This window comes from Mangrovicella endophytica, from assembly GCF_002893625.1.
Lineage (GTDB): Bacteria > Pseudomonadota > Alphaproteobacteria > Rhizobiales > Rhizobiaceae > Mangrovicella > Mangrovicella endophytica.
Genome location: NZ_PKMZ01000008.1, coordinates 102580 through 127789 on the forward strand (window position 1 = coordinate 102580; position 25210 = coordinate 127789).

The 25210-nt window shown below is 67.1% G+C and carries 27 protein-coding genes; 13 read left to right on the forward strand and 14 right to left on the reverse strand.

All coding sequences use genetic code 11. The annotated features are described in order from the left end of the window. Nucleotides 1-109: 109 nt before the first annotated feature. Nucleotides 110-823: a heme ABC exporter ATP-binding protein CcmA gene (gene ccmA, locus C0R46_RS16060; protein WP_102960725.1), complete on the forward strand. Its 714-nt coding sequence runs from the start codon at nt 110-112 to the stop codon at nt 821-823. After that, nucleotides 820-1479, forward strand: a complete 660-nt coding sequence (ccmB, locus tag C0R46_RS16065) for a heme exporter protein CcmB (RefSeq protein WP_102960674.1) — start codon at nt 820-822, stop codon at nt 1477-1479. Before ccmA ends, ccmB begins: the two co-directional genes overlap by 4 nt. Nucleotides 1480-1524: 45 nt before the next feature. Here ccmB and C0R46_RS16070 read toward each other — a convergent pair whose 3' ends face one another. Together C0R46_RS16070 and C0R46_RS16075 are read right to left on the reverse strand one after the other, a co-directional pair. Continuing rightward, on the reverse strand, nt 1525-1791 hold the full coding sequence (locus C0R46_RS16070; RefSeq protein WP_102960675.1) for a BrnA antitoxin family protein: 267 nt from the start codon (nt 1789-1791) through the stop codon (nt 1525-1527). Further along, nucleotides 1757-2047 (reverse strand): BrnT family toxin, encoded by a 291-nt coding sequence (locus C0R46_RS16075; RefSeq protein WP_102960676.1) that lies wholly within the window; start codon nt 2045-2047, stop codon nt 1757-1759. Before C0R46_RS16075 ends, C0R46_RS16070 begins: the two co-directional genes overlap by 35 nt. A 147-nt stretch (nt 2048-2194) precedes the next feature. On the opposite strand from C0R46_RS16075, the gene C0R46_RS16080 reads away from it, so the two are divergent. The 3 genes from C0R46_RS16080 to C0R46_RS16090 are packed head-to-tail and all read left to right on the forward strand — an operon-like array spanning nt 2195 to nt 3761. Then, a complete protein-coding gene (locus C0R46_RS16080; RefSeq protein ID WP_102960677.1) occupies nt 2195-2956 on the forward strand; it encodes a heme ABC transporter permease in 762 nt (253 codons plus the stop codon). 5 nt (nt 2957-2961) lie between these two features. Continuing rightward, nucleotides 2962-3156 (forward strand): heme exporter protein CcmD, encoded by a 195-nt coding sequence (gene ccmD / locus C0R46_RS16085; RefSeq protein ID WP_102960678.1) that lies wholly within the window; start codon nt 2962-2964, stop codon nt 3154-3156. Next, entirely contained in the window at nt 3153-3761 is a 609-nt protein-coding gene (locus C0R46_RS16090) for a DsbE family thiol:disulfide interchange protein (protein ID WP_102960679.1), read from the forward strand. The genes ccmD and C0R46_RS16090 overlap by 4 nt, the downstream gene beginning before the upstream one ends. A 31-nt stretch (nt 3762-3792) precedes the next feature. Here C0R46_RS16090 and C0R46_RS16095 read toward each other — a convergent pair whose 3' ends face one another. The 8 genes from C0R46_RS16095 to dapF all read right to left on the reverse strand — a co-directional run bounded on the left by C0R46_RS16095 (nt 3793) and on the right by dapF (nt 10637). Continuing rightward, nucleotides 3793-4323 carry a GNAT family N-acetyltransferase gene (locus tag C0R46_RS16095; protein WP_102960680.1) on the reverse strand — a complete coding sequence of 177 codons (531 nt, stop codon included), beginning with the start codon at nt 4321-4323 and terminating at the stop codon, nt 3793-3795. Further along, the gene (locus tag C0R46_RS16100) at nt 4302-4586 is read right to left on the reverse strand and encodes a type II toxin-antitoxin system TacA family antitoxin (protein ID WP_102960681.1); all 285 of its coding nucleotides are present in this window, start codon (nt 4584-4586) and stop codon (nt 4302-4304) included. Before C0R46_RS16100 ends, C0R46_RS16095 begins: the two co-directional genes overlap by 22 nt. Before the next feature lie 142 nt (nt 4587-4728). Beyond that, nucleotides 4729-5544 carry a tellurite resistance TerB family protein gene (locus C0R46_RS16105; RefSeq protein WP_102960682.1) on the reverse strand — a complete coding sequence of 272 codons (816 nt, stop codon included), beginning with the start codon at nt 5542-5544 and terminating at the stop codon, nt 4729-4731. 102 nt (nt 5545-5646) lie between these two features. Further along, complete coding sequence (locus tag C0R46_RS16110; protein WP_102960683.1) at nt 5647-6342, reverse strand: septation protein A; 696 nt, start codon at nt 6340-6342, stop codon at nt 5647-5649. Between the two features lie 66 nt (nt 6343-6408). Further along, the gene (gene ftsY / locus C0R46_RS16115; RefSeq protein ID WP_425349897.1) at nt 6409-8004 is read right to left on the reverse strand and encodes a signal recognition particle-docking protein FtsY; all 1596 of its coding nucleotides are present in this window, start codon (nt 8002-8004) and stop codon (nt 6409-6411) included. Nucleotides 8005-8057: 53 nt separating this feature from the next. Then, nucleotides 8058-8372, reverse strand: a complete 315-nt coding sequence (locus C0R46_RS16120; protein WP_102960685.1) for a hypothetical protein — start codon at nt 8370-8372, stop codon at nt 8058-8060. A gap of 44 nt (nt 8373-8416) precedes the next feature. Next, the gene (mtaB, locus tag C0R46_RS16125; RefSeq protein ID WP_102960726.1) at nt 8417-9703 is read right to left on the reverse strand and encodes a tRNA (N(6)-L-threonylcarbamoyladenosine(37)-C(2))-methylthiotransferase MtaB; all 1287 of its coding nucleotides are present in this window, start codon (nt 9701-9703) and stop codon (nt 8417-8419) included. A gap of 10 nt (nt 9704-9713) precedes the next feature. Next, a complete protein-coding gene (dapF, locus tag C0R46_RS16130; protein ID WP_102960686.1) occupies nt 9714-10637 on the reverse strand; it encodes a diaminopimelate epimerase in 924 nt (307 codons plus the stop codon). Nucleotides 10638-10798: 161 nt separating this feature from the next. Here dapF and C0R46_RS16135 point away from each other — a divergent pair, with 161 nt between their 5' ends. Then, complete coding sequence (locus C0R46_RS16135; RefSeq protein WP_102960687.1) at nt 10799-12613, forward strand: methanol/ethanol family PQQ-dependent dehydrogenase; 1815 nt, start codon at nt 10799-10801, stop codon at nt 12611-12613. 42 nt (nt 12614-12655) lie between these two features. Here the strand turns inward: C0R46_RS16135 and C0R46_RS16140 are convergent, their stop codons facing one another. From C0R46_RS16140 to C0R46_RS16150, 3 genes are all read right to left on the reverse strand, one after another. Then, nucleotides 12656-13744, reverse strand: a complete 1089-nt coding sequence (locus C0R46_RS16140; protein WP_102960688.1) for an endonuclease/exonuclease/phosphatase family protein — start codon at nt 13742-13744, stop codon at nt 12656-12658. Next, nucleotides 13741-14823, reverse strand: a complete 1083-nt coding sequence (locus C0R46_RS16145) for an MBL fold metallo-hydrolase (RefSeq protein WP_102960689.1) — start codon at nt 14821-14823, stop codon at nt 13741-13743. Before C0R46_RS16145 ends, C0R46_RS16140 begins: the two co-directional genes overlap by 4 nt. A gap of 98 nt (nt 14824-14921) precedes the next feature. Beyond that, nucleotides 14922-15848 (reverse strand): DMT family transporter, encoded by a 927-nt coding sequence (locus C0R46_RS16150; RefSeq protein WP_425349896.1) that lies wholly within the window; start codon nt 15846-15848, stop codon nt 14922-14924. Nucleotides 15849-16178: 330 nt separating this feature from the next. Here C0R46_RS16150 and C0R46_RS16155 point away from each other — a divergent pair, with 330 nt between their 5' ends. Both C0R46_RS16155 and C0R46_RS16160 read left to right on the forward strand, forming a co-directional pair. After that, a complete protein-coding gene (locus C0R46_RS16155; RefSeq protein ID WP_102960728.1) occupies nt 16179-16709 on the forward strand; it encodes a DinB family protein in 531 nt (176 codons plus the stop codon). 55 nt (nt 16710-16764) lie between these two features. Continuing rightward, on the forward strand, nt 16765-17295 hold the full coding sequence (locus tag C0R46_RS16160) for a TetR/AcrR family transcriptional regulator (protein ID WP_102960690.1): 531 nt from the start codon (nt 16765-16767) through the stop codon (nt 17293-17295). A 158-nt stretch (nt 17296-17453) separates the two neighbouring features. Here C0R46_RS16160 and C0R46_RS16165 read toward each other — a convergent pair whose 3' ends face one another. Beyond that, on the reverse strand, nt 17454-18449 hold the full coding sequence (locus tag C0R46_RS16165) for an aldo/keto reductase (protein ID WP_198598372.1): 996 nt from the start codon (nt 18447-18449) through the stop codon (nt 17454-17456). A 512-nt stretch (nt 18450-18961) separates the two neighbouring features. Here C0R46_RS16165 and C0R46_RS16170 point away from each other — a divergent pair. The 5 genes from C0R46_RS16170 to C0R46_RS16190 all read left to right on the forward strand — a co-directional run bounded on the left by C0R46_RS16170 (nt 18962) and on the right by C0R46_RS16190 (nt 25206). After that, nucleotides 18962-20671 carry a methyl-accepting chemotaxis protein gene (locus C0R46_RS16170; protein ID WP_245413619.1) on the forward strand — a complete coding sequence of 570 codons (1710 nt, stop codon included), beginning with the start codon at nt 18962-18964 and terminating at the stop codon, nt 20669-20671. A gap of 419 nt (nt 20672-21090) precedes the next feature. After that, nucleotides 21091-22662 (forward strand): signal recognition particle protein, encoded by a 1572-nt coding sequence (gene ffh, locus C0R46_RS16175; protein ID WP_102960692.1) that lies wholly within the window; start codon nt 21091-21093, stop codon nt 22660-22662. A gap of 11 nt (nt 22663-22673) precedes the next feature. Beyond that, nucleotides 22674-23027 (forward strand): chorismate mutase, encoded by a 354-nt coding sequence (locus tag C0R46_RS16180; RefSeq protein WP_102960693.1) that lies wholly within the window; start codon nt 22674-22676, stop codon nt 23025-23027. A gap of 55 nt (nt 23028-23082) precedes the next feature. Continuing rightward, on the forward strand, nt 23083-23472 hold the full coding sequence (rpsP, locus tag C0R46_RS16185; RefSeq protein ID WP_102960694.1) for a 30S ribosomal protein S16: 390 nt from the start codon (nt 23083-23085) through the stop codon (nt 23470-23472). 249 nt (nt 23473-23721) lie between these two features. Continuing rightward, the gene (locus C0R46_RS16190; RefSeq protein WP_102960695.1) at nt 23722-25206 is read left to right on the forward strand and encodes a GGDEF domain-containing protein; all 1485 of its coding nucleotides are present in this window, start codon (nt 23722-23724) and stop codon (nt 25204-25206) included. Nucleotides 25207-25210 lie beyond the last annotated feature (4 nt).

Consider the following 25210-nt stretch of genomic DNA (forward strand, 5'->3'; position numbering starts at 1 on the left):
CACGACATTGCGGCAGCGCGGCTGGAGTCCTCCGGCTCGGCAAGTCAGTTGCAGCCGCTCGCCGGCATCGCTAAGCGGAGACCATGCCGCAGGGACCGCATCTTTGACGATCACGGTGGGCGCCGCCGGACTGTATGCCGCGCGCGGCGGCGAGACCGTCGCCGGGCCATTCAACTTCACGCTCGCGGGCGGCGAGGCGCTGGTCGTCATCGGTGCCAACGGCGCCGGCAAGTCGACGCTCTTGCGCACCCTTGCCGGACTGCTGCCGCCGGGCGGCGGATCGGTGCGGATCGAAGGTGCGATCGGCCCCGGTGGCGAGCCCGCCGAGCGTCTTGCCGAGGTCGCGCACTATGTCGGGCACCGCAATGCGATGAAGCCGGGCCTGACGGTCGCCGCCAATTTGAGCTTCTGGCGACGCTTTCTCGGCGGCCGGAGCGCCGGTTTGAAGCATACCTTGCCTGAGGACGAGTCCGCTGCCATCGCGGCGGCGCTGGAGGCGGTGGGGCTGCCCGGCGTCGCATCGCTGCCCTTCGGCTACCTGTCAGCCGGTCAGCAGCGGCGGGCGAGCCTCGCCCGCCTGCTGGTGGCCCCACGGCCGGTTTGGCTCCTCGACGAGCCGACCGGGGCGCTGGACGCCGCCTCGCAGGAACGGCTCGCCGGCATCTTCGGGCGCCACCGGGACGAGGGCGGGATCATCATCGCGGCGACCCACCAGCCGCTCGGCCTCGACAACGCCGGCGAACTCGTCGTGGAGCGTCAACGTCCGCCGGCGGAGGGGTTCCTCACCGAGGCCGAGGTCGAAGCCGCGGAGGCCTGGCTGTGAAGGCGGTGTTCCTGCGCGACCTGAAACTGTCGCTGGCCGGCGGTGGCGGCGCCGCGAGCGGCGTCATCTTCTTCCTCGCGGTCGTCGCCACCATACCCTTCGGCATCGGGCCCGACCTCAACCTTCTGTCGCGCATCGGGCCGGCGATCCTGTGGATCGGCGCGCTGCTCTCGGCGCTTCTGACGCTCGACCGCTTGTTCCAGGCCGATCGTGACGACGGGACGCTGGATATCCTGACGACGGGATCGCTGCCGCTGCCGCTCGTCGTCCTGGCCAAATGCCTGGCGCATTGGTGTGCCGCGAGCCTGCCGCTCGTTCTCGCCGCGCCACTGCTCGGCCTGTTCCTGGCGCTGTCGCCGACCGCGATCGGCGCCGTCGCCGTGACGCTCCTGGCGGGAACGCCGGCGATCACCTTCATAGGCGCCGTCGGTGCGGCGGTCGCTGTGGCGCTGCCGCGGGGCGGGCTGCTCGTCTCCGTGCTGGTTCTGCCGATGGCGATCCCGGTGCTGATCTTCGGCGTCTCCGCCACCTATGGCGCGGTCAACGACCCCGACCCGTTCCTGCCGCCATTCCTGATCCTCTGCGCCTTGACCCTCTTCTTCAGCGTACTCGGGCCGATCGCGGCCGCTGCGGCACTGCGGGCGAGTGCGGATTGAATGCGGCCGGGCTTCGGCTCTGCCGTTTCAAGCCTGCTGCTGAAATCACGGCTTTGGCTGATGAGCCCGTACATAGGCCGTCAACACAGCCGACATGCGCGAGGTATAGCCCTTGGGACTTTCCTCCTTGAAGAAGGCCAGAACCTCTTCCGTCAGTCGCAGCGAAACGTTCGGCTTTGTCCGCGGAGGCGAGACTTTCGCGTTCTTCCAGAAGTTTTCGTCGAGCGGCGGGATGTCGGTGGTATCGATCTCGTCGTCCGGCAGCGCTGTGAGTTGATCACCTCTCAAGGGCGTTTCGTATCGCTTGCTCATAGAGCTTCCTTTCGCGTCTGAGGGCTGGTCGCGCCGAAATCAGCCGGCAGACACCATCCCGGTCCGTGTGCACCACCACCAGAATTGCCACTCCATCGGCCAGTCCGATGCTGATCTCGCGGACCTCGCCATAGCCGAAACGGTCGTCGACCCAGTCGAGCGTGAAGCCATGAAAGATGCCGGCTGCTTGTGCAAAGCTCACACCGTGCTTGGCAATGTTATCCCGGTCCTTGGTCTCATCCCACTCGAAGCGCATCGGAGGCTCCGTTCAATCGTCAGGATTGTAGTACGTTTTGTAGTACGTTCCAGTCCGCATTTTCGAATAGGGGTACTTCGCGTTGCCGGGCATCTCGGACGCGAGGCACCATTTGCCCGCACCTTCGAGACAGTCTAAATCTGCGCCATGTCCGACGTCGCCACTACCGCAAAGCCGTCGCGCTTCGCGCTCCTTGCCAATCCGACGCGCTTCCTGGAGCTGTCGGGGTGGGTGCAGCCGTGGATCTACGCGCTCGCGCTGATCGCAATCGTCGCCGGCCTCGGCCTCGGCTTCGCCGCGCCCGACGACTACCAGCAGGGCTCGACAGTGAAGATCATGTTCATCCACGTGCCCTTCGCATGGCTGTCCATGATGGTGTGGACAGTGATGAGCGCTTCGGCGCTGGGCACGCTAGTCTGGCGCCACCCGCTGGCCGACGTCTCGGTGAAGGCGGCGGCGCCGATCGGCGCTGTGTTCACCTTCCTCGCGCTCGTCACGGGCTCCATCTGGGGGCGACCGATGTGGGGCACCTGGTGGGTCTGGGATGCGCGGCTGACTTCCGTCTTTGTGCTGTTCCTGATGTATCTCGGCCTGATCGCGTTGACCCGCGCGCTCGACGAGCCCGGTCGCTCCGCCAAGGCTGCGGCCATCCTCGTCCTCGTCGGCTTCGTCAACATCCCGATCATCAAGTTCTCGGTGGACTGGTGGAACACGCTGCACCAGTCGGCGAGCGTCATCCGGGCCGATGGTCCGGCGATGCCGATGGTTTTCCTCGTGCCGCTGCTGACCGCGGCGGTCGGTTTCTCGCTCCTGTTCTTCGCGCTGCATCTGACGGCGATGCGCACCGAGGTGCTGCGCCGGCGCGTTGCGGCCCTGTCGCGGCTGGCCGCCCGCAGCGCCGAGGCTTGACGCTCATGCAGAACGAATACGCCGCCTTCATCATCGCCGCTTATGGCATTTCACTGCTGGCGCTCCTGGCGCTTGCCGGCTGGATCGTCTTCGAGGGCCGCCAGCAGCGACGCCAGCTCGCGGCGCTCGAGGCGCGCGGCGTGCGCCGGCGGTCGGCTGCGCGGGCCGAGGCCCGCGCGCCGCAGGAGCCCGTGGCATGAGCGGCGCGGAGACGCGTGAGACGGTGGCGCCGCGCCGGCGATCCTGGCTGGCGATGCTGCCGGTGCTGCTCTTTGCAGGCCTCGCCGGCATCTTCCTCTACCAGCTCCTGTCCGGGCATAACCCGCAGGAGATCCCCTCCGTGCTGATCGGCAAGCCGGCACCGAAGACCGTGCTGCCGCCGCTCGCGGGTGCGACGGCCGCCGACGGCACGCCGATGCCGGGCCTCGACCTTTCCGCGCCCGGCGACGGGCGGCCCGTGCTCGTCAACGTCTTCGCCTCCTGGTGCGGGCCCTGCCGCGAGGAGCATCCGATCCTGATGCGGCTGGCGCGTGATCCGCGCTTCCGGCTGGTGGCGATCAACTACAAGGACAAGCCGGCGAACGCCGCCGGCTTCCTCGCCGGCCTCGGCAATCCCTATGCGGCAATCGGCGTCGACGAGAAGGGCAGCGCGACGATCGACTGGGGCGTCTATGGCGTTCCCGAGACCTTCCTCGTCGGCACGGACGGGACGATCCTTTGGAAGCAGACCGGGCCCTTCAGCGAAGAGGCGGTGACGTCCGGTCTCATCCCCGCCGTCGAGGCCGCGCTCAAGTCGAAGAGCTGAGGCGGCAGAGCCGGGCTAGTGGCGTCGGGGATCAATCGTCTGGCGGGAACATGGCGGCAATCACGTCCTGCATCGGCAGGATGAGCTTCATCGGGCTGATCTTGGTCTCTTCGAAGCCGAGCTTGCGGTAGAAGACCGCGGCCTCCTCATCGACCGCGTCGACGATCAAGGCCCGGAAGGCAACGGCCTGCGTAGCAGATGCCGCCGTTCGCAGAGCATGAGCGAGAAGAGCCTTGCCGATGCCGCGTCCCTGCAATCCGCTATGGATCGCAAACCGCGCCAGGAGCGCGATCGGGATTTCACTCGGCGCGCCGTGTCGGGCCAGCTTGCGTGGAGCGTCCTTCCTCAGGATCATCCCGGCACACAGGGCATAGTAACCCTTAACCTGCATGTCCCGGTCTCGGACGACAAAGGTGCGCGTATAATTCGCGGCTTGGTTATGAAGAGCCATGTCGGCCAGCCACGTATCCAAGCTCGGCTTGCCGCAGGAGAAGCCGGAGAAGTCGTGGCTGGCCGTCAGAGGTTCAGGAGCGAAGAGCCCTAGCGATCGGAAGTCGCCCATTCGCTACCATTCTGGAGAAGCTCGGCAAGCTCAGGATGAACCCGTGCCGGCCGCGAGATCGCTTCGGAAATGGTGTCGAACAGATCCCCCTCCAGATGTAGGAAACGCTGGTCCATCAGGGCCTTCTCAGCACTGCGGGTGGCAGCTTCGATCACGAAGGTCGACACGCTTTTCCCGGACGTCTCCGCCGCACGCTTGATAAGCTCCAGATCTTTTGGGGCGATCCGAGCGGTGAAGTTGTCCTTCTTCTTGGCAAGCGACATGGCTGGACCTCGGCCGGCGGTTGACCTTCCGCATGAGCAAAAACGCTAACACGACCGGAAAGTACTTACAATGTCAGTACGATCTCGGCGTCTACTGTACAAAGCAGGTCGCCGATCGATGTCACCAGCACCGTGACGTGGTTCAGCTTCCCGTCACCTCGTCCGCGGTGCGGCGGACCTCGGCTGTCAGCTCGGCCGGCAGGTTCAGGCGGGCCGCCAGCATGTCGAGATAGGCCTTTTCGGCCGGATGATCGGGATCGATGGCGAGAAGCGAGGCAGTATAGACCTCGACCGCCGCCTCCGGCGTCGTGGCGCGGGATACGAGTTCATCGACAGACAGGGGCTTCTGCATTTCGTCGATGACGAAGCCTTTGGCCTCGCTGTCGAGGTCGAGCTCGCCGATGCGGCCGAAGATCGCCTGCTGCTCCCCGGCATCGATATAGCCATCGGCCTTGGCCGCGGCGATCATGGCGGAGAGCATCAGGCGGGCACGATCCTCCTCCTCGCCCTTCGGCAGGAAGGGGGTGCCCTCCGGCGCGGGCAGCGCGATGGCGCCATCGGACGCTCCGGCGCTCGGCGTCGACGCGCCGCCGCCAAAGCCGCCGAACCCGGCGCCGGAGAAGCCGCCGGTCTTCCCCTGGTAGTTCTGGTAGGCCTTGTAGGCGAGGCCCGCGACCAGCGCCGCGCCGCCGACCTTCAGCGCCGTGCCGCCCAGCTTGGAGAGACCCTTGCCGCGGAAGAGCTGCGAGGCGAGCCCGCCGGCCAGCCCTCCGGAGAGGGCAGAGGCGCCATGGGTGCGCAGGAGACCGCCGATCTGGTCCTGGATCGATCCGCCGCCGCTGCCAAAAGACGACGCACTTCCGCCCTGCCCGGGCCGTCCCTGCTGGCCTGAGTGGCCCGACCCGCCGGGCATGCCGGCACCGAGGAACTGGCCGAGAAGTTTCTGCACGTCGAGCATGATGGTCGGATCCTTGAGTGGGCGCCCCGCGGAACAGGGCTCATGAATCCGATATCGTGTCGCCCCGGACGCATCGCAATGCGCGCCGGCACTCACCTTCGCCTATTCCAGCGTCGGCGGAACCGGGACGGTCTGCTCCTCCAGTGCATGACGCTTCAGGAGCGGCAGCTGGAACAGCATGAACACCACCGTCAGCGGCATCGTCGCCCAGACCTTGAAGGCGACCCAGAAGTCGTCGGCGGCCTTGGTGTCGGGTGCGTAAACGATGCCGGCGCCGCGCCAGACCACCTCATTGAGGACGGCGAGGACGATGAAGAACAGGCCCCAGCGCAAGGTCAGCTTGCGCCAGCCCTCCGCGTCGAGCTTGAAGGCCTGGTCGAAGACGTAGCCGAGCAGCGACTTGCCGAAGAGGAGCCCGCCGAGCAGGACCGAGGCGAAGAGCAGATTCACGATCGTCGGCTTCATCTTGATGAAGGTCTCGTCCTGCAGCCAGAGCGTCAGCGTGCCGAAGACGAGGACGACGGCGCCGGAGACGAGCGGCATCAGCGGCAGCGTCCGCGTCATCGCCCAGGAGACCGCCAGCGCGACCGCGGTGGCCGTCATGAAGAGGGCCGTGGCGACGAAGAGCGGACCGCCGAGACCGGCCAGGAAGGGCAGATTCGCGGCGAGTGCCTCGCTGCGCGAGTTGGCGAAGAAGAAGACGAGCAGCGGCCCGAGCTCCAGCGCAAATTTGAGGAGCGGGTTCATCTCCCGCTTATGCGGCGCGTTTGGGCCGTCCTCGACGATGTGGTCGCTCATGCGCCTTCCCGTTGCGTTTCAGGTTCGTCTCTCGCCTGCGAAGGCGACCTATTTCAGGCGGCAGCCTTAGGCCGCCGCACCCCCACCCGCGATCGCCTGCGCGAAATCGCGCGCCTTGAAGGGTTCGAGGTCGTCGATCCCTTCGCCGATGCCGATGAAGTAGACCGGCAGCTTATAGCGCGCCGCAATGGCGACGAGGATACCGCCGCGCGCGGTGCCGTCGAGCTTGGTCATGACGAGGCCGTTGACGCCAGCCACGTTGCGGAAGATCTCGACCTGGCTGAGGGCGTTCTGGCCGGTGGTGGCGTCCAGCGTCTGCAGCACCGTGTGCGGCGCGTCCGGTTCGCGCTTCGAGAGGACGCGGACGATCTTTTCCAGCTCTGCCATCAGCTCGGCCTTGTTCTGCAGGCGGCCGGCGGTGTCGATGATGAGGACATCGGAATCGTTTGCCACCGCTTCGTCATAGGCCTCGTAGGCGAGCCCGGCCGCATCGGCGCCGGTGGCTCTGGCGACGACGGGCGAGCCGGTGCGCTCGCCCCAGATCTTCAACTGCTCGACGGCCGCGGCGCGAAACGTGTCGCCGGCGCAGAGCGTCACCTTCAGCCCGGCCCGCGCCAGCTTGGCCGTGAGCTTTCCGATCGTCGTCGTCTTGCCGGTGCCATTGACACCAACGACCAGGATGACATGCGGCTTCTTCTCGAGGTCGAGCTCCAGCGGGATCGCCACCGGCTTCAGCACCGTCTCGACCTCGTCGGCGAGAATGGCGCGCACGGCATCGCCGGAGATTTCGCGGCCGAAGCGCCCGTCGGCGAGCCGGCCTGTGATGCGCATCGCCGTCTCGACGCCGAGATCGGCCTGGATCAGCACGTCCTCAAAATCCTGCAGCGTCTCCTCGTCCAGCCGCCGCTTGGTGAACAGCGCGGTGATCGAGCCGGAGAGTTGATTGGAGGACCGTGACAGGCCCTCGCGCAGGCGCTGGAACCAGGGCGCGCGCACCGGCTCGATGACGAGCGGGGCGACCGGCGGCACGGCATCGCGATCGCGCAGGCGGAAGCCGCCTTCGCCAGTTGAGACCGTGGATCCCGCCGCCGCGGCGCCGGCCGGCAGGGCGCCAGGTGTTGCACCAGCGGCGGGTACCAGGACAGTCTCGCCGGCCGGCGTGACCGCCTCCGGCTCCGGCTCGCTGGCGACGTGCTCCGGCAGTGGCGCTTCGGCATCGAGCCAGTCGAAGCTCGCCTCTTCCGCCGGCTCGGGCGCTGGCGCGTCCAGCCAGGAAAAATCGCTGCTTGGCTTGATGGCAGCGGGTTCGTGGGCATCCCCAAGCCGGGGGCTGTCACTCGAGCGTAGCTCAGTCTCGTCCTCGAGCGTCTCGATGTCGACAGAGGCGGCGGACGGCCGTTCGTCCGGCTCAGCGACTGGCTCCGGCGCGTCGAGCCAGGAGAAGTCGGCGGGTCTGTCATCCTCTGCTTCCGTGTCCGCAGGCGAGACGCGCGCTGCTGCCGGTGGCGTCTGCGCACGTGCGCTCTCTGCCGCCGATGCGTCGAAGCGGGCCGCGGTCGGGATGTCGTCTGTGCCCGCAGCCGTCGAGGTGGGCTCGACAGAAATTGGCTCGACCGGCAGATCGGCGGCGACAGGCGTCGTATATACGTCCGCTGCGGCAATCGTAGCTGCGGTCGGAGCGTCTACAGCGGCCGAATAGGCCGCCTCAGCCTGGACTACGGAGTTTTTTTTTGAGCCTCGTCCGGCGCAGCTGCGGACGTATCGCTTGCCGGTGGTGTCTTCCCGCTGGCAGCCTGCATGTCCTTCAGCGGCGTGATGCCGCCGCCGTCATCCGGACTTGCACCCGCCTCGGCATCGGCCTGGGCGTCGGCGAGAGCCGGATGGTGAAGGTCGGGATCCGGCGCGCCGGGCGTGACGCCGACCAGCGTATCGTCCGACCGCGGCGCCATTGCGTGCTCCGGCACGCGATCGTCCTCCGGCGCATTGGCGAAGGAGAAGATGCGGCGGAAAAAGCCCTTTTTCTCGGCCATGTCGGGTCTGTTCCTTCGGGCTCGTCAGCGGCGGGTCGTGGCGATCAGGCGGCCAGCGCCTCGCCGGGGGCGATGGCGGTCAGCCGTTCGCCGTCCTCACCGGCAATGATAGCGTCGACGATCGATCCGGGAATGCCGAAGCCGATCGCCGTGAGCGTGAAATCCTCCGTGCGGCCAAGCCCTTCGCGCTCGACGAGGACGCGCTGGCGGGTGCCGACCATCGCCGCAAGATGCTTGAGATGGGCCACCTCGCCGGCGGCGCGCAGCCGGGCCGCGCGCTCCTTGATCACAGCACGGGGCAACTGCGGCATGCGGGCGGCCGGCGTGCCCTCGCGCGGGGAGAACGGAAAGACGTGGAGATGCGTCAGCCCGCAGTCCTCGACGAGGCGCAGCGAGTTCTCGAACATCGCCTCGGTTTCGGTCGGGAAGCCAGCGATGATGTCGGCGCCGTAGACGATGTCCGGCCGGCGGGCGCGCATGTCCTGGCAGAACCGGATGGCGTCGTCGCGCAGGTGCCGACGCTTCATCCGCTTCAGGATCATGTCGTCGCCGGCCTGCAGAGATAGGTGGAGATGCGGCATCAGCCGGCTCTCGCCGCCGATCGCCTCGACAAGCGCCGGGTCGGCCTCGACGGAATCGATCGAGGAGAGGCGCAGGCGCTTCAGCTCCGGCACGTGCTTCAGGATCGCCTGCACGAGCGTGCCGAGCCGCGCTTTTCCGGGCAGGTCGGCGCCCCAACTCGTCATGTCGACGCCGGACAGCACCACCTCGTTGTAGCCGCCGGCGACGAGGCGCTTCACCTGGTCCACCGCCGCGCCCATCGGCACGGAGCGCGAATTGCCCCGGCCGTAGGGAATGATGCAGAAGGTGCAGCGGTGGTCGCAGCCGTTCTGCACCTGCACGATGGCGCGGGCGCGCCCCTCGATGGCATCGACCATATGGCCGGCCGTCTCGGTGACGCTCATGATGTCGTTGACGCGGATCTTCTCTTCGGCGGAGACGCCGAAGTCGGGCAGGGCGCGGTAGGCGGCGGAAGACAGCTTGTCGTCGTTGCCGATGACGGCGTCGACCTCGTCCATCGCGGCGAAGCGTGCGCCTTCCGTCTGCGCGGCGCAGCCGGTGACGACGATGCGGGCGCCCGGATTGTCGCGGCGGGCGCGGCGGATCTGCTGGCGCGCCTGGCGCACCGCCTCGGCGGTAACGGCGCAGGTGTTGACGAGGATGGCACCGCCCTCGGCGCTGCCGAGCCCGGCGGCCTCGGCCTCGCGCTTCATCACCTCCGCCTCGTAGGTGTTGAGGCGGCAGCCGAAGGAGATCACCTCGACGCCCATGATGGTCCGCCTAGACAGCGACTGCGGCATCGGCCGCAGCGGCATCACGCGTGAACGCGCCGGTCACCGGATCGAGCCGGCCGGACCATTCCCACTCGGCCGGGCCGGTCATGATCACGTGGTCGTCGCTTTCGCGCCAGTCGATCAGGAGTTCGCCACCCGCCGGAACGGTGACGGAAACGGTGCGGCCGGTGCGGCGCGTACGGGCCGCCGAAACGGCGGCGGCGCAGGCGGCCGAGCCGCAGGCCTTGGTGAGCCCCACGCCACGCTCCCAGGTGCGCAGCGTCAGCGCCGAGCGGTTCGTCACCTGAGCGATCGAGATATTGGCGCGCTCGGGAAAGATCGGATGGTTCTCGAGGATCGGACCGAACCGATCGAGTTCGTAGGACCAGACGTCGCGATCGACCCAGAAGATCGCATGCGGATTGCCCATCGAGGCGACGGAGGGCGAATGCAGCACCGGCGCATCGATCGGGCCGATCTGCAGCTCGATGGCCCGGGTGTCGCGGAACTCCTCGGCCAGCGGAATCTCGTTCCAGGCGAAGCGCGGCTGGCCCATGTCGACCGAGATCAGCCCGTCCTCGCGCTCCTCGGCATTCAGGATGCCGGCGCGGGTCTCGAAGGTGAAGGCGGTGCGGCCGGTCTCGGCGGCGAGCGCCTGGACGACGCAGCGCGTGCCGTTGCCGCAGGCGCCCGCTTCAGTGCCATCGGCATTGATGATGCGGATAAAGGCGTCGGTGCCCGGCGTCAGCGGATCATGGATCGCCATGATCTGATCGAAATGCGTGTCCGGCTGGCCGGCGAGGGCGATGGCCGCAGCCGGCAAGATGCGCGCCGACCCGCCACGGAGGTCCGCGACGATGATCTCGTTGCCGAGCCCGTTCATCCTGGCAAAGGGGATGGACGGCTCGCCGCTGTGGGCTGGCTCCTGCATGGCGTCCATATGGCGGAAGACGGCGAGGAATGAAAGATGCGTGGGGCATGTGGCGCTTGCGGTGCTGCGCCGGAGGAGACTACAGCCGACCGGAACGGCACAGCAGCGATCCAGAACCTTCAGGGCGGAACGCCGGCCGGGCAGACGAGGAGGTTTGCTGCATGCGACTGTTGTTGATGCTGATCGCCTGGTACTTCGCGCAACCGGCGGCTGCCTCCGACCTCCCGGGCCTCATCGCCGATCCCGCCAATTGGGCGATCCAGACCGGCGACTTCGCTAACACGCGCTATTCCACGCTCGACGAGATTACCCGCGACAATGTCGGCACGCTGCGGCCGGCCTGGAGCTTCTCGACCGGCGTGTTGCGCGGCCACGAGGGCGGGCCGCTGGTCGTCGGCGACGTCATGTATGTCCACACGCCCTTTCCGAACACGGTCTATGCGCTCGACCTGAAGAATGACGGGGCGATCCTCTGGCGCTACGAGCCGCGGCAGGACAGCCAGGTGATCGAGGTGATGTGCTGCGACACCGTCTATCGCGGCCTTGCTTACGACGACGGCACGATCTTCCTCCATCAGGCCGACACCACGCTGGTGGCGCTCGACGCCAGGACCGGCGCGGTGAAGTGGTCGGTGAAGAACGGCGATCCGACCAAGGGCGAGGTGAACACGGCGACCGTCTTGCCGATCAAGGGCAAGGTCATCGTCGGCCTTGCTGGCGGCGAGTTCGGCGTGCGCTGCCATCTCACCGCCTATGACGAGACAACGGGCGAGCGGTTGTGGCGCGCCTATGCCACCGGGCCCGATGCGGACATCCTGTTCGACCCTAAGACGACCACCGTCCTCGGCAAGCCGGTTGGCGCGGAGTCCTCGCTCAAGAGCTGGGAAGGCGAGCAGTGGCAGATCGGCGGCGCCTGCCCCTGGGGCTGGTTCTCCGCCGATCCGGACCTCGGCCTTGTCTACTACGGGACCGGCAACCCGGCGTCCTGGAACCCGGTGCAGCGGCCGGGCGACAACAAGTGGTCGAACGCCATCATCGCCCGCGACATCGACACCGGGGTCGCGCGCTGGGTCTACCAGATGACGCCGCACGACGAATGGGACTTCGACGGCGTCAACGAGATGATCCTGACAGAGGGCGCCGTTGCGGGACGGGACCGCAAGCTCCTGACCCATTTCGACCGAAACGGCTTCGGCTACACGCTGGACCGCGCCACCGGCGAGTTGCTGTGGGCGGATAAGTTCGACCCATCGGTAAATTGGGCGAGCGGCGTCGAGACGGACCCGGCGAGCCCCGACTATGGCCGGCCGATCCGTGACCCGGCTTTCTCGACGGACCAGGACGGCATGGGCGAGGACATGAATGTCGAGGGCATCTGCCCCGGCGCGCCCGGCGCCAAGAACGAGCAGCCGGCTGCCTATTCGCCGAAGACGCAGCTCTTCTACGTGCCGACCAACCATGTCTGCATGGACTACGAGCCGTTCCGCGTCGCCTATACGGCGGGCCAGCCCTATGTCGGCGCGACCTTGCGCATCTTTCCGGGACCGGACGAAGTCGGCGCGTTCAAGGGCGACAATCCGATGGGCAGCGTCACCGCCGTGGATCGCGCGACGGGCAAGATCGCCTGGACCATCCCCGAGCGCTTCTCCGTCTGGTCAGGCATCCTGGCAACCGCCGGCGATGTGGTCTTCTACGGCACGCTGGAAGGCTATCTGAAGGCGGTTGATGCTGAGAGCGGCAAAGCGCTCTTCCGCTTCAAGACGCCGTCGGGGATCATCGGCAACGTCACCACCTACCGGCATGACGGCAGGCAATATGTGGCGGTGCTGTCGGGCGTTGGCGGCTGGGCCGGCATCGGGCTCGCGGCGGGTCTCACGGATCCGGCCGACGGCTCCGGCGCGGTCGGCGCCTATCAGAGCCTGTCGCGCTATACGGCGCTTGGCGGCCAGCTCACTGTCTTTTCCCTGCCGCGTTGAACCCGGCTGCCGCCGGCAGCACTTGCCGGCGGACGATGCGCGTCAGCTCTCCCAGTCGACGCCGACGGGTTCGCGGTTGAGGACCTCGGCCTCGTCCTCGATGTCCTGCACCTCGGCGCGGTCGGAGGCGGAGGCCTCGCGCGGCTCCTCCGCCTCGGCGGCATCGCCGGTCAGCGCCAGCTTGAAGTACATCGGGAAATGGTCCGAGCCCATGAAGGGCAGCCGCCGCATGTCGACGATCTGAAAGCGGGAGTCGTGGAAGAGGTGGTCGAGCGGCCAGCGGATGAACCAGTAGCGCGCATCGAAGGTGTTGTAGAAGCCGCGACCGATGCGCGGGTCGAGCAGACGGGAGACACGCTGGAACAGCCGCGATGTGTGCGACCAGGCGACGTCGTTGAGATCGCCCGAGACAATGACGGGGAGCGTGTCGGCCTCCACCTCCTCGGCAACCTTCAGGAGCTCGGCGTCGCGGCCGACGGAATCGATATGCGGCACCGGTGGCTCCGGATGCACGGCATGGAAGCGGAAGCGCCGGCCATTGCGCAGCGTCACCGCCGTGACGATGGAGGGCACGTCCTCCATCACGAGATCGCGCACCAGCGTATCGCTCAAGGGCAGCCGCGACAGGAGGATCATGCCGTAGGCGTTGTCGAGCGGATGCGCGACCACATGCGGCAGCCGGTCCGCGAGGACGCGCAGCGCATCCGTCCAGGGCTTGTCGGTCTCCATGAAGACGGCAATGTCCGGATCGATCCGGCGCGCCATGTCGATCGCCTTGGCGTAGTCGCGGTTCGACATCTTCACGTTGCAGGACAGGATCTGCACCGTGTTCGGCCCGTCCGGATCGCCGTCGAAACCCTGCGACTGGCGAGAGCGCAGCGGCGTGTATTGCGCGATCGAGACCGCCTGCACCGCGATGACAAGCGCCTGTCCGGCGAGCGCTGCATAGAGCAACAGACGGGGCTCGGCGTAGAGGATCGTCAGCGGCAGCAGGACGACCGTTGCCGCCAGGATCTGCAGGCGCGGGAACGACAGGCCGCGGATGAAGCCGTGCGGGATGCGCGCAAAGGAGAGCAGCGTCCCCGCCACGAAGAGGGCCGTGATGCCGGCAAGGATGACACCTGCGATCATACGAAGAGCGCCTCCGGCGTCGGGCGGGTCGTTTCCGGCGTTGCGGTAAGCGGCTGCAGCGGCGGTGTCTCGAAGGTCGCCGGCAGTTCCACCACCATGCCCGGCCATCCCGCCTGGAAGCGCTCGGCCGGTACGTCCCAGCGCTTTAGCGCGGCATCCAGCAGGCGCAGCGGATCGTCGGCAGCCTCGTCGGTCAACTGCCAGCAGCCCCAGTGGCTGCCAATCGTCAGCTCGGCTCCGAGGAAGCGGGCACCGCGGACCGCCTCGTCCGGATCCTGGTGCTGCGGGTGCATGAAGAAGCGCGGCAGATAGGCGCCGATCGGCAGCACCGCGAGCTTCGGCGCGCCGAAGCGCTCGAAGGCGGCGCGGTAGTTGACGCCCCCGAAGAAGCCGGTGTCGCCGCTGCAGTAGACGAGGCCCGCGGGCGTCTCCAGCACGAAGGTGGTCCAGAGCGTCAGCCGGCGATCGAAGACGCCGCGGGCGCTCCAGTGATGGGCCGGGTCGAGAGTGACCGCCACCTCATCGCCGAGGCGCACGCGATCACCCCAGTCATAGGCTTCGGCGGTGATCCCGCCGGAAAAGCCGCGCAGGAGGGTGTCGACGCCGAGGGGTACGATGAATCGCGGGCGATGGCGGCGCTGCAGCTGCTCCAATGTCGGTTGGTCGAGATGGTCGTAATGAGAGTGGGTGACGAGCACGACGTCGATCGGCGGCAGGTCGTCGAAGGCAATGCCGGGCGGCTGGTGCCGCTTCGGGCCGAGATTCGGGAACGGGCTGCAGCGCTCCGACCAAACCGGATCGAACAGGATGTTGAGCCCGCCGGTCTGCAGGAGAAGGCTGGCATGGCCGACGCAGACGAGGCGGAGCCTGTCGCCGCCGACGCGGGCCGGTGGCCTGTCTTGCTCGTAGCGGCTCGGGAAGCTCTCCGGCCAGGGCTGGCGCTTGCCTTCCAGCCGCCAGCGCAGCACGGCGCCGAGGCCCTTCGGCAGCTCCCCATCCGGATTGAAGAAGCGGTGACCGTCGAAATGATCGCTCGGCGGCCCCTTGTAGAAGCGCCTGCGTCGAAAGCGGGGTGTCATGCGAGAGGCAGAAGGGGCGTCAGCATCGGCACGACATAGGTTAGCCGCCCATCTTGGCGAGGCCCAGCCCGGGGGCAATTGCGTAACGGTCCGTCTCCTCAGACCACGTCGCCTCGCGCGCCCCCCTGCGGCAGGGGCGGCGTCTCCGTGACCGCCTGTCGATGGAAGATGAAGAGGCCGGCAACGACGATGATCGCCGATCCCGTCAGGATCATCGCGTCCGGTACGTCGCCGAAGAAGACGATGCCGAAGACAATGCCCCAGAGCAGCAGCGTGTATTGCAGCGGCGCGAGGGTCGAAGCCGGCGCGAGCTTCAGCGACCTCGTGATCAGGAGGTGGGCGCCGCAGGACACGACGCCGAGAAGAAGCAAGGCGCCGAGGTCGAAGAGGTTCGGTGTCTGCCATGCCCCGAGGCTCATCACCGCGCCGGTGGCCATCGCACCCATGGTCTGCCAGGTGACCAGCGTCGTGTCGCTGGTTCCGCGCAGCACCCGCGCCAGCAGGATGGTGCCGGCAAAGCAGAGGCTGCCGAGGAGGCCGAAAAGCGAGGGGAGCGTCAGCGAGGCGGAGGACGGACGCAGGGCGATGACGACGCCGACAAAGCCGAGGAAGATCGCGGTCCAGCGCCGCCAGCCGACCTTCTCGCCCATGAAGACATGTGCGAAAGCTGCGACATAGATCGGCCCGGCCATGTAGAAGGTCAGAACGTCCGCGAGCGGCAGGTAGATCACGGCAGCGTAGAACAGGCCGGTGTCGCCGGTGGCCAGAGCGACGCGGAGCAGCTGGAGCTTGGGCCGAGCCGGGCGCATGAGATCGCCGGTTCCCCCGCGCAGCAGCATCGGCCCGAGGACCAGGAAGGCGCCGAGCGAGCGGATCAACAGGACCTGCCCGACGGAGAAGCTCACCAGCAGCCACTTGCCCATGGCGTCGTTGAGCGAAAAGGCGAGGTCGCCGACAAGCATCAGGACGACGCCCAGGAATACCGCATTGCGGCCGGTCGCGGGCAGGGTTCGTGGCATCGTCATCGGCGCCTCTCGAGACATGCGGTGGGCCGCAGGCCGAAACCCTTGGCATGCAAGCGTGCCGCATGACATCGACGCGGATGTGAGCGCTCGGGCGAAAGCCGTCAGAGGCTCTAGGCTGAGCCGCAGGCGGCTGCAACCGCGAAGACGCCGCGCCGGCAACGAAGCCCCGGTTCTCCGGCGCTACGGGCTTGCGTTTTTCGTAGCCGGCAACAGCGACAGGTGGGCCTTATCAAGGGCGGACCTTATCGGCGTCCACGGTTTCGATCTCAATGTTGACTGACGGTCAGTCAAATGCTGATCATGCGTGATCCTGTTGCCGTGGAGGCTGTTATGTCCATTCAGTTGCTTCTCGCATCGCTGCTTCGGTTCAAAACCGCATCGAACCGTGAACTGTTGAGCGCCATGGCTGCCGTGGCTGATGAAGGACCGTCAGATCGCCTCTCGTCGGCCCTGCGCGTTCTTGCCCATGCGCACAGGGTGGATCTGATCTTCGCCGCCCATCTGCAGAGGCAGCCGCATGCCTTCGACGCGAGCTGGACGGCGGAGGCTCCGGCGTTATCCGACCTGGCTTCGTCGGTTGCCGAAACGGACCAATGGTATCTGGACTACATCTCGGCCGTCAGATCCGACGAACTGGAGGAGGTGGTGGATTTCACGTTCACGGACGGCAGCAGGGGACGCATGTCGCGTGAAGAGATGTTGGCCCATGTGGTGACACATAGCGGCTATCATCGCGGCGAAGCCGGCAGACTGATGCCGGAGGTTGAAAGTACGTCGATGCGGGATGTCTTTGCAGGCTATCTGCACCGGGAAGAGCCGCAACGCCGGAGCGTGAGGTGCCCGAGCCCGTCGAATGATTAATACAGCAGCGAAACGCCCGAGAACCAGGCCGCCGGAGGAACGGCGGGACAGCCTGATGACGTCGGCCGAGCGGCTCTTCCTGGAGAAGGGCGTTGAACAAACGACGATCGAGGATATCACCGCAGGAGCCGCGATCTCGAAGGGCGCCTTCTACCTGCATTTCGGCTCGAAGGCGGACGTTGTCCAGGCTTTGCGCTCCCGGTTCGTGCAGGGCGTCCTCGATCGGATCGTCGGTGCTGTCGCAGAGTGTTCGCAAGTCGATCCGGACGCAAGGCTGCAGGCATGGGCACGGGCCTGCGCGACGGCTTACTTGGAGGCCACCCGCCTGCACGACCTCATCTTCTCGGCGCTGCCGCTGCCGCCTCGCGAGGGCCTGGCACGTAACATCCTGACCGATCACCTCGAAGGATTGCTGCGCGATGGAAACGTCAAGGGCGCCTGGTCGCTGGCCGATCCCCATTTCACAGCCGTATTCCTGTTCGCCGCACTGCACGGGGTCGTCGAAGGCAGGACGAGCGAGGCTGGCGAGGCTCGCGAAACGCTTCTCGACGCGATCGAGACCCACTTCCGCCGGGCTGTTCGCTGAAGCGCGAACCGGGGCGCCTGCACGCTATCAGCCTCGCACTGAGCGACTCCAGGGTGCGGCGAGGTCTGCCACGAGGTGCAGCAGCCAGCGGACCGACGGCGGAGCATCATGAGGCATGATGGCTGCGCCTCTCCAAGCCGACCATGTCGCGCGCCGGCCTACCAGCGCTGGTGGACGTGCGGCGCGATCAGGCGGCGATAGATCTCGCGCACCCGGTCCATGGTTTCGGCCGGCAGCGGCGCCAGAGCGCTGGCGCCGGCATTGCCCTCGGCCTGCTCGCGGTTCTTGGCGCCAGGGATGACCACGGAGACGGCGTCCTCCATCAGGATCCAGCGCAGCGCGAACTGCGCCATGGTGGCGCTGCCCGGCAGAAGCGGGCGCAGTTCCTCCACCGCCTGCAGGGCGACCTCGAAGGGCACGCCCGAGAAGGTCTCGCCGACGTCGAAGGCTTCGCCATGGCGGTTGAAGGCGCGATGGTCGTCGGCCGCGAAGGTCGAGCCGGCGCTCATCTTGCCGGTGAGGATGCCGCTTGCCAGCGGCACGCGCACGATGATGCCGACATCGGCAGCCTTGGCTTCTCGGAAGAACAGCTCGGCCGGCCGCTGGCGCAGCATGTTGTAGATGATCTGTACAGAGGCGACGCCGGGATAGGCGATTGCCTTCAGCGCCTCCTCCACCTTCTCGACCGAGACGCCGTAGAAGCGGATCTTGCCCTTGTCGACGAGCCGATCCAGCGCCTCGAAGACCTCGGGACGATAGAACACCTCCGTCGGCGGGCAGTGCAGCTGGACGAGGTCGAGCGTCTCGACGCCGAGATTGGTGAGGCTCCGGTCGATGAAGGCTTCCAGATTGGCGGCGTTGTAGCCATCCGCGACATGCGGATCGAGCCGGCGCCCGGCCTTGGTCGCGACGATCGGTCGCTCACCACCGCGCTCCTTCAGGACATCGCGGATGATCCGCTCGGAGCGGCCGTCGCCATAGACGTCGGCCGTGTCGATGAAGGTCACGCCGGCATCGAGCGCGGCATGGAGGGCCGCGCGCGCATCCGCCTCGCCAACGTCGCCCCAAGAGCCGCCGATGGCCCAGGCGCCGAAGCCGATCTCCGAAATGTCCCAGCCGGTGCGGCCGAGGCGTCGTGTGCGGATCGTCGTCATGATGTGCTGCCTCGATGCCTGTGAACGGGCTCCCGCCTGATCGGGGAGCCGCTGCCGCCGCATTCGCGCAATCTCGCGGCACGGTACGAGAAGCTAGGCAGGGGGCCCGTCGCGGTAAGAGCCGGCTTTCCATTCGAGCGGATTATCCTCCCGCATATGCTCTTGAAGGGACAGGGCAGCGGAACAAGCGGAATGGTGCAGGCCGGTCATAGAAGGCGAGCTCTCATGCGGCCGGACAGAAGCGAGCACGCTCGGCCGGTCACATTTGGTTGTACGTCGCGCGCCGCTACCGCGATTTAACCTCGGGTTTACCAAGAATCGGCAAGTCTATTGCCGTGCGTGTCGATGCTAAAGTCCTGAGACGATAACGTAATCTTGTCTTTTTCGACTTGCGGGAACGACGCAGGCCCAGACTTTCCTCCGGTGAGACCCTTTCCATGGCCTTCCCTTCGTTTCGCAGCTCCCTAAACGCACGCAAGATCGCCGGCCTCGACGCTCTGAGGACCAATGTGATGCTGGCTGACAGCAGCCTGCACATCACCTACCTCAATCCGGCACTGGAGGCGCTGCTGCGCGAGGCGGAGAGCGAATTGAAGACGGAGCTGCCCCGCTTCAGCGTATCGACGCTGATCGGCAGCAACATCGATGTCTTCCACAAGAACCCGTCGCATCAGCGCAACCTCCTGGCCGCGCTGCAGAAGCCGCACAGCGCCACCATTCGCGTCGGCCAGCGCGCCTTCGATCTGCTCGTCACGCCGCTGCGCGAGGGCTCGAAGATCGTCGGCTTCGTCGTCGAGTGGGCCGACGCCAAGGAGCGCCTGCTGAATCTGGACTATGCGGGCCAGATTGCCGCGGTCTGCCGCTCTCAGGCCGTCATCGAGTTCAAGGTCGATGGCACCATCATCCAGGCGAACCGCAACTTTCTGGACGTGATGGGCTATTCCGAGGAGGAGATCGTCGGCCGCCATCACAGCATGTTCGTCGAGCCGGCGCATCGCGACAGCGCGGAGTATCGCGAATTCTGGAGCGAGCTGCGCAGCGGCAAGTTCCAGGCCAACGAGTTCAAACGCCTCGGCAAGGGCGGTCGCGAGGTCTGGATCCAGGGGTCCTACAATCCGATCCTGGACGCCGCCGGCAAGGTCACGAAGGTCGTGAAATATGCCGTCGACGTCACACCGCGGGTCGCCGCCGTCGCCGAAGTGGGCAACGCGCTGAGCGACCTTGCCGAGGGCAATCTCGACCGTCGCATCCGGCAGGTGCTGCCGCCGGAGCTCGATCAGCTCCGGGTGGACTTCAATCGAGCCGTGGACGGCCTGGAAGCGGCCATGCGGCAGGTCAAGCACGCATCCGGCGCGATCGGCGAAGGTATGACCGAGATCAGCGTCGCTGCCTCAGACCTTTCGCAGCGGACCGAGCAGCAGGCCGCGAGCCTGGAGGAGACGGTCGCAGCTCTGTCGGAGGTGTCGCGCGGGATCAACGCGACGGCTGCCGACGCGGTGCGCGCCAATGGATCGGCGGCAGCAGCCCTGAAGAACGCCGAGAAAGGCGGCACCATCGTCGCGCAGGCGACGGCCGCCATGGCGCAGATCTCCGCCTCGTCCGACAAGATCGGCAAGATCATTGGCGTCATCGACGAGATCGCCTTCCAGACCAACCTCCTGGCGCTGAACGCCGGCGTTGAAGCGGCGCGAGCCGGCGAGGCGGGCCGAGGCTTTGCGGTGGTGGCGCAGGAGGTGCGCGGGCTTGCCCAGCGCTCCGCCGAGGCCGCCAAGGAGATCAAGGATCTCATCTCCGCCTCGTCCGCTGAGGTCGAAAACGGGGTGGGACTGGTGTCGGCGTCCGGCCGCAGCCTTGAGGAGATCGTCACGCAGGTCCGCGAGATGAGCGAGGTCGCCGACACGATCGCGCGCAACGCCAACCAGCAGGCGCTGTCGTTGAAGGAGGTCTCCACCGCTGCCGACCAGATGGACAAGGTCACGCAGCAGAATGCGGCGATGGTGGAAGAGACCACCGCAGCCGCCCAGAGCCTGCTCGGCGAAACCGAACAGCTTGCAGAACTGATGAGCCGGTTCCGCACGAGCGGGGCAGAGCAACGGGCGCCGCGGGCCGCAGCCCGCTCGACCGTGCGGCCGGCCTCGAACCGCAGCGTCGTCCAGATGAAGACCGCCGGCGCCGGCGGGGCCGCAGCCAAGCCGGTGGAAAGCGAGTGGGAGGAGTTCTAGGCAGCCGCCTAAGACTGATCCGCGGGAAGGCCGGTACCGATCGCGGTGCCGGCCTTCTTGCATGGGACGCCACAGGCTGTTGCTGTGGAGCCGCCGCCTGAAGCCGCAAGGGCCGTCTCCTTACGGCTATAGGCATAGGTCGCGATCTCGGGCGTTGCAGCGCCCTCCGCGCCGGCTCCAAGCATTGACTTTCGCGCGCCAGTCGTGTTTCACCCCAGCTGATCCGCGACAGGTTTCGTCCGCGACCCGCCGACCGGGCTCCTCTGGGTAATGCCGGAGCCACCCGGAGGTCACCATCCGCCAGCGAGTTTCGCCCGCGGATGCGTTCTGCTTTGGCTCCATGCCAGAGCGGCGGTTTGCACGGCGGCGCCCGATGCACCACCTTCCGTCTTCATCCTTCGAAGACGCGGGAACGTTTGATGTTCGATTCGCTGCAGGACCGCCTCGGGTCCATTCTCAACGGCCTCACCGGCCGCGGCACGCTCTCCGACAAGGATGTCGGCGCGGCGCTACGCGAGGTGCGCCGTGCGCTGCTCGAGGCTGACGTCGCGCTGGAGGTGGTGCGCTCCTTCACCGACCGCATCCGCGAGAAGGCCGTCGGCGCAGCCATCGTCAAGTCGATCAAGCCCGGCCAGATGGTCGTCAAGATCGTCCATGACGAGCTGGTGGCGCTGCTCGGCTCCGACCAGGTGCCGATCGACCTCAATGCCCCCGCGCCGGTGACGATCATGATGGTCGGCCTGCAGGGCTCGGGCAAGACCACCACCACGGCGAAGATCGCCAAGCGGCTGACCGAGCGCCAGCGCAAGAAGGTGCTGATCGCCTCGCTCGACACGCGCCGCCCGGCGGCGCAGGAGCAGCTGCGCGTCCTCGGCGAACAGACGGGCGTCGCGTCGCTGCCGATCGTCGCGGGACAGGGGCCTGTCGACATCGCGTCCCGGGCCGCTCAGGCGGCCCGCCTCGGCGGCTACGATGTCCTTATCCTCGACACCGCCGGCCGCACCCATATCGACGAACCGCTGATGGCCGAGATGGCCGAGATCAAAGCGCGTTCGAACCCGCACGAGATCCTGCTGGTCGCGGACTCGCTGACCGGCCAGGACGCGGTGAATCTTGCGCGCTCCTTCGATGAGCGTGTCGGCATTTCCGGCATCGTGCTCACCCGCGTCGACGGCGACGGGCGCGGCGGCGCCGCGCTCTCCATGCGCGCCGTCACCGGCAAGCCGATCAAGCTGATCGGCGTCGGCGAGAAGATGGACGCGCTGGAGGACTTCCATCCCGCGCGCATCGCCGACCGCATCCTCGGCATGGGCGACATCGTCAGCCTGGTGGAGCGTGCCGCCGAAACCATCGACGCGGAAAAGGCCGCGGCGATGGCCAAGAAGATGCAGGCCGGCAAGTTCGACCTGAACGATCTCGCCGACCAGATCGGCCAGATGCAGAAGATGGGCGGAATGGGGGGCATGATGGGCCTCCTGCCCGGCATGGGCAAGATCAAGGACCAGATGGCCGCCGCCGGCCTCGATGACAAGCTCCTGAAGCGCCAGCTCGCCATCATCTCCTCGATGACGGCTGAGGAGCGCTCCAACCCCGACATCCTGAAGCACAGCCGCAAGAAGCGCATCGCATCCGGCTCCGGCACGTCCTCGGCCGACATCAACAAGCTCCTGAAGATGCACCGCGCCATGGCCGACATGATGAAGGCGATGGGCAAGGGCGGCCGCGGCGGCCTGATGGGCAAGATGATGGGCGGCCTGGCCGGCAAGATGGGCCTGCCCGGCGGTCTCGGCGGCGGCATGCCGGACCTCTCCAAGATGGATCCGAAGGAGCTCGAGGAGATGGCCCGCGCCGTGCAGGGCGGTGGTGGCCTGCCGCCGATGCCGAACGGCCTGCCCGGCGGCTTGGGCGGCCTCGGCGGATTGGGCGGTGGCTTGCCGAAGGGGCTACCCGGCGGCTTTCCGGGCCTGCCGGGCATCGGGCGGAAGAAGTGAGGGAGACGCCGATGGCAGATGGGGAGATCGACGGCACGGCCAGCGACGCGGAACGCGCGCGCGTGCTGCTGCGCGACCTTCGCGCCTCGATCGATAATATCGACGCGGCCATCGTCTACATGCTGGCCGAGCGCTTCCGCTGCACCGAAACGGTCGGCCGGCTGAAGGCCGAGCACAAGCTGCCCGCCGCCGACCCGGCGCGTGAGCGCGAGCAGGTCGCCCGGCTGCGGCGGCTGTCGGACGACGCCCGGTTCAATCCGGACTTCGCCGAAAAGTACCTCAACTTCGTCATCCGGCACGTCATCCGTCACCACGAGGCGGTCGCGGCCGGGGAAGAGAATGTCGGTCTCGTAGCCCGCACTTAAGCTGCTGCCCGACCGAAGCACCAACGAACCAGATCAGACCTAGGAGACTATCACCATGGCCCTCAAGATGCGCCTCGCCCGCGCCGGCTCCAAGAAGCGCCCCTACTACCACATCGTCGTCGCCGACGCCCGCGCACCCCGCGACGGCCGCTTCATCGAGACGCTGGGCGCCTGGAACCCGATGCTGCCGAAGGATGCCGAGCGCGTCACGCTGAAGGAAGACCGCATCAAGCATTGGCTCGGCGAAGGCGCCCAGCCGACCGACCGCGTGCTGCGCTTCCTCGATCAGGCCGGTATCGCCAACCGCCCGGCCCGCTCCAACCCGACCAAGGCCCTGCCGGGCAAGAAGGCGCAGGAGCGCGAGGCCGAGCGCAAGCAGCGCGAGGAAGATGCTCGCGCCGCCGCCGAGAAGGCTGCCGAAGAGGCTGCAGCCCCGACGGAGTAAAGGCCAGACTCCCGGCCGGGATTTCTGCGACGGCGCCCCGGTGGGGCGCCGTTGTCGTTTGAAAAGGGGAAGCGGACGTTCAGAATGCGATTCTTTGGCGATGCGTTAACCGGCGGTTGACGGCTGCTGCGGCACGTTAGCTGCATTGTTCGAACGGAGCATTCCGGAGACGTGGCGGCTGTGCGGACCCTTTCTCTTCAACGCAAGCAATCGGCCGCCCGGATCGCCGAGGCCCGTCGCTCGGCGCCTGTGCGCTTCGGCTCCGTCGACCGCGGCTATGACGCTGCCGCTCGCGAGCCTCTCTTCGCGCTGTCGCCGATCCCGCTCTGGCTGGAGGACTACAGCGGCGTCAAAGCGCTGATCGATGGATGGCGCGCCGACGGCGTCACCGATATCCGCGCATTCCTCGCGGAGGACCTTTCACGGGTCGCGGCAAGCTCGCAGGCGATCCGCATCCTGGCAGTCAACCAGAAGGTGCTCGACCTGTTCGGTGCGCGCGACCTCGACGACCTCCGCGCCAATGTCGGCGAGATCTTCCGCAACGACATGCTGCTGTCGCATCTGGAGGAGGTAGCGCAGCTCTTCGAGGGCGGGACCGAATTCGCCAGTCTGGCGGCGAACTACACGCTGACCGGCAAGCGCCTCGACGTGCAGCTGAAGGCGCGGATCCTGCCCGGCCATGAGGATGACTGGAGCTGTGTGCTGCTGTCGACCGAGGACGTCACGGAGCGGGAACAGGCCCGCCGTCGCGCGGCCGAAAGCGAGGAATATGCCCGCGGCCTCTTCGATCATTCGCCTGTTTCGCTGTGGGTGGAGGACTTCAGCGCCGTCCGCGAACTGATCGAGGGCGTGCGCGACAGTGGCGTCAGCGACTTCCGCGTCTTCGTCGACGTTCATCCCGAGTTCGTGCAGCGCTGCCTCAGCGAGATCCGCGTCATCGACGTCAACCGTCATACGCTGGAGCTGTTCTGCGCGCCGAGCCGGGAGGCGCTGACCGACCAGCTCGACAGCATCTTCCGCGACGCGATGGAGCAGCACTTCAAGGAGCAGCTCATCGATCTCTGGAATGGCAAGCTGTTCCAGCAGCGCGAGGTGGTGAACTACTCGTTGAAGGGCGACGAGCTGCACGTCCACATGCAGTTCTCGGTCTTTCCCGGCCATGAGCACGACTGGTCGCTGGTGCAGGTGGCGCTGACCGACATCACCGCGCGCAAGCGCGCCGAGGCGTATCTGGAATTCCTCGGCAAGCATGATGCGCTGACCAAACTCTACAACCGGTCCTTCTTCATCGACGAGTTGAACCGGCTGGAGCGCAAGCGGGCGACGAGCGTCACCATCATCGTCGCCGACCTCAACGGCCTGAAGACGGTGAACGACACGCTCGGCCATGCGGCGGGCGACGGGCTGCTGCGCCGCGCCGGCGAGGTTCTGCAGAAGGCGGTGGCGCGGCCCTCCTGCGCCGCCCGCATCGGCGGCGACGAGTTCGTCATCCTGATGCCGATGGCCAGCGAGGTGGAAGGCGCGGCCATGATGGAGACGCTGGAGAACCTCGTCGAGATCAACAACCAGTTCTATTCCAGCGAGCGCCTCAGCTTCGCGCTCGGCATGGCGACGGCGCAGGCGGGCGAGCGGCTGGAGGATGTCGTGAAGCTCGCGGACGAGCGCATGTATGCCGCCAAGCGGGCCCTCTACGAGACGGGCGCCGTTCCGGAGCGACGCCAGCCAGGCCACTGACGGC

Coding starts and splice junctions, on each gene's coding strand:
- C0R46_RS16140 (WP_102960688.1), bottom strand. CDS start 13,744: ATGATCGCAGGTGTCATCCTTGCCGGCATCACGGCCCTCTTCGTGGCG.
- C0R46_RS16110 (WP_102960683.1), bottom strand. CDS start 6,342: ATGAGCGACCACATCGTCGAGGACGGCCCAAACGCGCCGCATAAGCGG.
- C0R46_RS16075 (WP_102960676.1), bottom strand. CDS start 2,047: ATGCGCTTCGAGTGGGATGAGACCAAGGACCGGGATAACATTGCCAAG.
- C0R46_RS16070 (WP_102960675.1), bottom strand. CDS start 1,791: ATGAGCAAGCGATACGAAACGCCCTTGAGAGGTGATCAACTCACAGCG.
- C0R46_RS16080 (WP_102960677.1), top strand. CDS start 2,195: ATGTCCGACGTCGCCACTACCGCAAAGCCGTCGCGCTTCGCGCTCCTT.
- ccmD (WP_102960678.1), top strand. CDS start 2,962: ATGCAGAACGAATACGCCGCCTTCATCATCGCCGCTTATGGCATTTCA.
- C0R46_RS16145 (WP_102960689.1), bottom strand. CDS start 14,823: ATGACACCCCGCTTTCGACGCAGGCGCTTCTACAAGGGGCCGCCGAGC.
- C0R46_RS16135 (WP_102960687.1), top strand. CDS start 10,799: ATGCGACTGTTGTTGATGCTGATCGCCTGGTACTTCGCGCAACCGGCG.
- C0R46_RS16100 (WP_102960681.1), bottom strand. CDS start 4,586: ATGTCGCTTGCCAAGAAGAAGGACAACTTCACCGCTCGGATCGCCCCA.
- C0R46_RS16155 (WP_102960728.1), top strand. CDS start 16,179: ATGTCCATTCAGTTGCTTCTCGCATCGCTGCTTCGGTTCAAAACCGCA.
- rpsP (WP_102960694.1), top strand. CDS start 23,083: ATGGCCCTCAAGATGCGCCTCGCCCGCGCCGGCTCCAAGAAGCGCCCC.
- C0R46_RS16105 (WP_102960682.1), bottom strand. CDS start 5,544: ATGCTCGACGTGCAGAAACTTCTCGGCCAGTTCCTCGGTGCCGGCATG.
- C0R46_RS16160 (WP_102960690.1), top strand. CDS start 16,765: ATGACGTCGGCCGAGCGGCTCTTCCTGGAGAAGGGCGTTGAACAAACG.
- C0R46_RS16170 (WP_245413619.1), top strand. CDS start 18,962: ATGCTGGCTGACAGCAGCCTGCACATCACCTACCTCAATCCGGCACTG.
- C0R46_RS16180 (WP_102960693.1), top strand. CDS start 22,674: ATGGCAGATGGGGAGATCGACGGCACGGCCAGCGACGCGGAACGCGCG.
- mtaB (WP_102960726.1), bottom strand. CDS start 9,703: ATGGGCGTCGAGGTGATCTCCTTCGGCTGCCGCCTCAACACCTACGAG.
- C0R46_RS16095 (WP_102960680.1), bottom strand. CDS start 4,323: ATGGGCGACTTCCGATCGCTAGGGCTCTTCGCTCCTGAACCTCTGACG.
- ffh (WP_102960692.1), top strand. CDS start 21,091: ATGTTCGATTCGCTGCAGGACCGCCTCGGGTCCATTCTCAACGGCCTC.
- dapF (WP_102960686.1), bottom strand. CDS start 10,637: ATGCAGGAGCCAGCCCACAGCGGCGAGCCGTCCATCCCCTTTGCCAGG.
- C0R46_RS16120 (WP_102960685.1), bottom strand. CDS start 8,372: ATGGCCGAGAAAAAGGGCTTTTTCCGCCGCATCTTCTCCTTCGCCAAT.
- C0R46_RS16150 (WP_425349896.1), bottom strand. CDS start 15,848: ATGACGATGCCACGAACCCTGCCCGCGACCGGCCGCAATGCGGTATTC.
- C0R46_RS16090 (WP_102960679.1), top strand. CDS start 3,153: ATGAGCGGCGCGGAGACGCGTGAGACGGTGGCGCCGCGCCGGCGATCC.
- C0R46_RS16165 (WP_198598372.1), bottom strand. CDS start 18,449: ATGACGACGATCCGCACACGACGCCTCGGCCGCACCGGCTGGGACATT.